The following is a 5,434-nucleotide window of genomic DNA, read 5'->3' on the forward strand; positions in this document are numbered from 1 at the left end:
CATCCTCATCTCCGTCTCAGCTTCCAGGTCTCGCAACCCGAACCTTCTCCGAAGATCGGCGATGACCGCCAGCGTCACCCACGGCCGCGCGCCGCGCTACGCCGAAGGCTCCGCGCGCGGCCTCCTACACCACCACCCGGGACGCTGCCGACGAAGGGCGAGGGCGGCTCCGAGGGTCATCGGGGGCTGCGGGTGCGGACGAAACGATGAAAGCGCCTGCGGCGCGGCCGCACAAGCTAGCTCCGGCCACATTCCGGGCGTCTTCCCCTTGCGCGGCCCCCGACCCATCGCATAGACCGGCTCGCGGACAGGTGGCCGAGTGGTCGAAGGCGCGCGCCTGGAAAGTGCGTAGACGGGAGACCGTCTCGAGGGTTCGAATCCCTTCCTGTCCGCCACTATCCCTCGACAAAAATTTGATTTGTCTTGGTTTTTGGGCTGGGTGGTAGGCTCATCCCCCAGCACATCCCCCACCGTGACGGCGACTGCCCCGGAACGAGCCGGAATTTCTCGGCCTCCGGTTTAAGTGTTCGCGCAGCGCACCGGCTACATCCCGAGCGGCAGGTCCGAGGGCGTACGTGAGGTTGTGCAGCGCGAATACCTCGTCGCTTCTGCCCACGACAGGACAAGTCTACCCTTCGCGCATCCGGCTCTACCTACGCGAACGCGGGTGTCGCGACTGACTATGGACGGCAAGCACACATGCAGGCCAAGCTTATCACGATGTGCACGGCTCCTCTCACTCTCTCAACGGCCGGTTCGGCGAGCGCACAGGACGATTTCACCCTCTACCGCTCATCACTTGCGGATGACGCCTTAGCGGTTCACGTCACCGCCTTCGACGCTGAGTTTGAGCGGGGATACAACCTAGACAACTGCCTTCTGACTGTGGCTCGTTTCTAGAGCCAGCCGAATGTTAGCGTCTTCTACTGGTGCGAGCCTGGGCGCGCAAAGGCTTCCGGCTTTGATAAGCTCGTTATGATTGACCCCTACTAGCCCGCCCAGCAGTATCAACGGTTGTCCTGTAATCCCTGGCTTCATTCCTCGCTCCACAGACCGGCCGGACTAGGGCCTTTAAGTCCAGGGATGTTCGAGAGCTTTCGCAGCGCCACCGCCCGCCACCTGGAGAAAGTCGAGTTCTACATTTCTGCAAAAAAATCTTCGAAGTATTTTCGCAAGGCCGACAGGCCGGGAGGATTGTGCCCTAGGTCCTCATGTGCGGCAAGGGCGACATGGCCACTTGAAGAAAAACCGCTGCCTGGGAGATTTGACAAAAACGGAATGAGGTGATCTTTATAGTGATAGGAATCGAATGTATTCTGCCAAATCAGAAATTGCGGAATGTAATCTTCCCTCATAATCAGCTCAATCAAGTCAACCCGTTCAGAATAAGCCGATTTGATGCCAATAGTACTGTTGGCTGTACCGAAACACGCGGTGAATGTTCTATAGAGCTCCGTGATGCTATGAAATTTTAAGACGTTTGTCTGTGGGTTAACGGCGAATGCCTTCGTACCACGAAGAATCGTGGCGAGACCCAGAGAAGAAAATCCTCCCGCACTAGACCCAAAAAACAAAGTCGAGCTCCTTTTGATTTCGAGGTGCGATATTAAAATATCCAAGAATTCCGCCGTTTCACGCAGGAAGTGCCGCTTCCTATCCCCTATGAACCATCCAATTCCTATATCGCGCGAAAGTGAAAGAGTCGGATCGGCAAGACTTATACCAACTGCGTCAAATTCGTTCAACCAATTTATTCTTTGAAAGTAAGGGTATTGATATTTTTTCAAATCAAGGAAGCCCGGACTAAACACTACGCACTTTTTACTCTCTGAGGGACTGAAATATAAATCGAGAGTGAAGCTGTCTAGTTTTACCCGATAGTGTCCTCTCGTCGAAAACCTCTCTAATTCAGAGCCTTCTACATTAAAGACTTCTAGTTGCATATTGTCTTCCTTTCTTGAGATTGGTTTGTCGCGCCGCCATTGACTTATTTACGGGAATGTCGGCTCTCCCGCGCCCTTCTCGGCGATGGACTACTTCCCCTCGAGGCTGCCGTTGGCGGCGTCATCAAGGCCGGTCAGTCAGCTGAGGTCGTTGATGTGCAATTGGGCGGCTGCAGCTTCCTTTAGTTCATAAGCGCGCCATTTACCGACACACTGCCGCGGCGTCAGTGGCCCGTTCCAAGTTCTCCGAACGGTACGAGGTCGCTTGGCTGACGCCGCATCCCAGTTCCCCGTCAAGCGGTCAATCACTGTCTAACATATCCTCAAGACGGCGGGCCTCTCGCACTAGGGCATTCGCCAGCTTTCGCAGCTCTACTACCCTGCTGCTCCGCCCACCGTGATGCCAATTCGGGTTCGCCCTACCTGGTGCGGCGCCGCCTCGTGCGCCATGCATCCGGCAGACTGACCAACCGCGAACGGCAGGCGCGCGGCACCGGTTGCCCGTCTGCTTTGACGTCGCAGAGCAGCGGGGCGCCGCGTGCGCGCTTTGCATGGGGTTGCCGTCAGCTTTCATCGCGGCCCCTCCCCCCGGTCTCGACGTTGCCGATGATGGCCTGCCCGCCCTCCTGCACCGTGACACGCTCTACCCGCACCGTCTGTTGCCCTTTCGACCGATACCGCTTCAACGTATCCATCTGCACAGCGAAAGTCCGAGCCGTCTTGTTCAGCGCCCGTTCGGCGGAGCCCTGTTGCGGCAAGGTATCAACGTGATTGAGCCTCCGCGCGAGCATCAGCACGGCCTGATGCGTCACGGCCATCTGCGAGACCAGCAGCACCTCTGCCGGGTCCCTCGGCTTCATCGCGTCCACAAAGCCCAGCGCGGCTTCGGTCCTTTCCGCGTCCACGGTCTTGCCGGGCGAACCGAGTGCGGCGAGTTGCCCGATGAGGGCCGCCGTCAGCGAAGCACTGCCCGGCGCGTCTACAATGCGCTCCCAGTCGCCGTTCACCTCGATTGCCAGCGTCCCATTCTCGTCCCAGTCCATTGACAGGCGAGGAGGTTTGCGAGCCGCCTTGGATGCTGACTGGCCCCTTGGCGTGTCCACTTCGTTCGGCATTTTTATCTCCTTTCACCAGATGCTGTTCTCGAGCAGGCGACGTGGAACGTCCGCCCATCCGGTTCGGTCAGGCTGACAGTCCGATCCGCGAGACCGCACTCTGCGCAGGTCGCCGGGGCGCTAAGCAAGCGGGGCCGTCCCTGCGCATAGCGGCGGGCATGGAGCGGGTCAGATGCGGCGGCATGTGGCCGTGCGACATGGGGCAAGGTCTCGGACGGCGCGGGATTGGTTCTTGAAGGCGGGGGCGCCGGGTTCCGAGCTTCGGGCCTCACCCCCTCGGTCAGAACCGACACAACTGACGAAACCTCCCCCGAAACGGGTCCTGTCAGTTTCGTCGGTTTTGTCCCGGCCCCCTCGGCTTTGCGAGCGGCTGCAAGCCATCGTGTCATGCCCGCCCTCCATGGAGAACGGGGTTCACAGCATAGAGGCGTTGCGGCCTGCCGCCTTGCGGGTTGGGCGGAGCCTCCACTGGGCGGATGCAGTCGCGATCTTCCAAGGCTGCAAGCGCCGGGTCGAGTTCAGCCTTGTTGCCTAGCCCCGGACGGTCGAGCCGCTGAACCTGTCGCGACGTGAAGGAACGCCAGCCCTGTACACGGATGATGCCCACCAGACGCCGCGCGGCCCGGTCGGCCTTCGGTGTCGCCGCATCGGCATAGGCGCGCCGCGCCATCGGCAGAAGATACGCTTCCACCAGATGCGCCGCTCTGCCGAATTCGGATGCCGTGATGGCCTGCGGTTCTCCGGCATCCTCCGCCGCATGGGCTAGACAGCCCAGCACCAGCGACAGCCGCGCCGCCAGCCCCGGAAGCTTTCCGATGAAGGACAGCAGCAGCCCATCGGCGTCGGCTTCCCATTGGCGCACTGTCTGGCGGAATTCATCCATCAGGCCGCGCGCATCCTCCGCGAAAGGGATGAACCACGGGCGGGTCTCGCCGTCTTCACCTGTCACCATGTCGAGCGCCAGAAGTCGCGTAAGCGCCCTCTCCATCAACGTCTCGTCGGCCCATGCTTGCGGGCGGCGCAGCGGCGCGGGGTTTGGCCAGATGGGCAGGAAGCGTGCCAGCAACCCGTCGTCATCAGACTTGAACAACAGGGATTTCAGGCGGTCGGGCTGTATCCCGCCCATGACCCCGAGCGTCAGCCGGTCAATGGTCAGAGATTCGCGGCCCATGCGCTCCACCGTGAAGCCTCGGCCCCCAAACGCTTCCAGCCAGAACGGTCGGTCGCTGCCGCCGCCGGAATATCGCTGCATTCCTTCCAGCCATCCGGCCAGCTCGTCACGCATCTGCAAAGTGCCGCGCGGCTGTCGGTCCAGGATGGCCCCGAGGCGTTCCATGGTGCCATCATTCACGACAAGCCGGGGGATATGCGGGGGCGGGCCTGCATCGCACGATTGCGGCCTGTCCGGGGGCGCATCACCCGCCTTGATTGCCGCCTTGGCGGCTTCCTTCCAGGTCGCTTCAGTAAGCTTGGCGAGTTCGGCTCATTCCGCCCACGCCGTCACGTCGGCTTTCGCCGCTTCGCGCAGGGGGCGTTCGGCCTTCCGAAGCGGCTGCAACGCCGCGTCGATTGCAGGCGACTTCCCCGCGCTGGGCAGGCCGATGCACATGGTCCAGATTACGGGCGGTTCGTGCCAGCCTTTCCATGGCGACACCCACCGGGTATTGTCGATGGTCGCGCCCGCCACGGCCAGCAGCGCCGCGAAGACATAATCGGGAGGCGCGCCCTTGGCGTCGGCTGCATCTTCCACCCATTGCGCCAGACGCGGCCCCAGCACGTAGCGCAGGGGCAGGTCCGGGGCAGACGGCAACTCCAGCCGTAGGAGGCGCGGGGCCGGCGCCGGCCAATCTGGAACGAAGGGAATAGGTTGGGGCGCAGTCATGCGAGTTCCCCTTTCTTGGTCAGGATGTCGTTCCAGTCGCGGCCCTCGGGCGCGGGCAACAGCGACACGGCCCAGCCCGACGCGTGAGCCCGTTCGGCCAGGTCGTGCGCCGCCGCACGGCCCGCCGGGTCGCCATCCGGGGCGATGGTCAGCCGTCCCGCCTCGGGCGGCAGGCGCAGCCCGCGCATGGCCGTCGAGGCGGTGGCCAGCGGCGCGGGCGACACCATCGGCCGGGTGCGCCTGAACGCGACCTTCTGATGAGCGCCTTCGCCGCCGCGCTCAGCGCGCTCTTCGCCGATCCGAACATCGGCCGGGATGCGGTCTACATCGCCGACGGCGGCGCGCCCGTGCTGGTGCGTGCCGTCGCACGACGTGAACCGCGCCGGGTTTGCCGGAGGCTCCAACTTCTGAGTAGGGTGGAGCATCATGAGCAAGACCACGAACAAGTTTTCTCCTGAGGTGCGCGAGCGGGCGGTGCGGCTGGTTCTCGACAG

The 5,434-nt window shown here is 62.3% G+C and carries 4 protein-coding genes, 1 tRNA gene and 1 pseudogene; 2 read left to right on the plus strand and 4 right to left on the minus strand.

Annotated features, from left to right (window positions below; translation table 11 throughout):
• Positions 1-305: 305 nt before the first annotated feature.
• Positions 306-395 (plus strand) — tRNA-Ser (locus tag DR046_RS22510).
• Positions 396-1,136: 741 nt separating this feature from the next.
• Here the strand turns inward: DR046_RS22510 and DR046_RS23375 are convergent.
• The 4 genes and pseudogenes from DR046_RS23375 to DR046_RS25040 all read right to left on the minus strand — a co-directional run bounded on the left by DR046_RS23375 (position 1,137) and on the right by DR046_RS25040 (position 5,167).
• Complete coding sequence (locus tag DR046_RS23375; protein WP_135227392.1) at positions 1,137-1,943, minus strand: hypothetical protein; 807 nt, start codon at positions 1,941-1,943, stop codon at positions 1,137-1,139.
• Between the two features lie 563 nt (positions 1,944-2,506).
• Positions 2,507-3,058 (minus strand): hypothetical protein, encoded by a 552-nt coding sequence (locus DR046_RS22520; RefSeq protein ID WP_135227393.1) that lies wholly within the window; start codon positions 3,056-3,058, stop codon positions 2,507-2,509.
• A gap of 385 nt (positions 3,059-3,443) precedes the next feature.
• A pseudogene (locus tag DR046_RS22525) lies at positions 3,444-4,940 on the minus strand (DUF3987 domain-containing protein).
• The gene (locus DR046_RS25040; RefSeq protein ID WP_115384582.1) at positions 4,937-5,167 is read right to left on the minus strand and encodes a toprim domain-containing protein; all 231 of its coding nucleotides are present in this window, start codon (positions 5,165-5,167) and stop codon (positions 4,937-4,939) included. The pseudogene DR046_RS22525 and the gene DR046_RS25040 overlap by 4 nt, the downstream one beginning before the upstream one ends.
• Positions 5,168-5,197: 30 nt before the next feature.
• On the opposite strand from DR046_RS25040, the gene DR046_RS25045 reads away from it, so the two are divergent.
• Complete coding sequence (locus DR046_RS25045; RefSeq protein ID WP_115384583.1) at positions 5,198-5,398, plus strand: head-tail joining protein; 201 nt, start codon at positions 5,198-5,200, stop codon at positions 5,396-5,398.
• The last annotated feature ends 36 nt before the right edge of the window (positions 5,399-5,434 follow it).

Origin of the sequence: Jannaschia formosa, from assembly GCF_003340555.1 — a bacterium.
GTDB classification, from domain to species: Bacteria; Pseudomonadota; Alphaproteobacteria; order Rhodobacterales; family Rhodobacteraceae; genus Jannaschia; species Jannaschia formosa.

Coding starts and splice junctions, on each gene's coding strand:
- DR046_RS25045 (WP_115384583.1), top strand. CDS start 5,198: ATGAGCGCCTTCGCCGCCGCGCTCAGCGCGCTCTTCGCCGATCCGAAC.
- DR046_RS22520 (WP_135227393.1), bottom strand. CDS start 3,058: ATGCCGAACGAAGTGGACACGCCAAGGGGCCAGTCAGCATCCAAGGCG.
- DR046_RS25040 (WP_115384582.1), bottom strand. CDS start 5,167: ATGGTGTCGCCCGCGCCGCTGGCCACCGCCTCGACGGCCATGCGCGGG.
- DR046_RS23375 (WP_135227392.1), bottom strand. CDS start 1,943: ATGCAACTAGAAGTCTTTAATGTAGAAGGCTCTGAATTAGAGAGGTTT.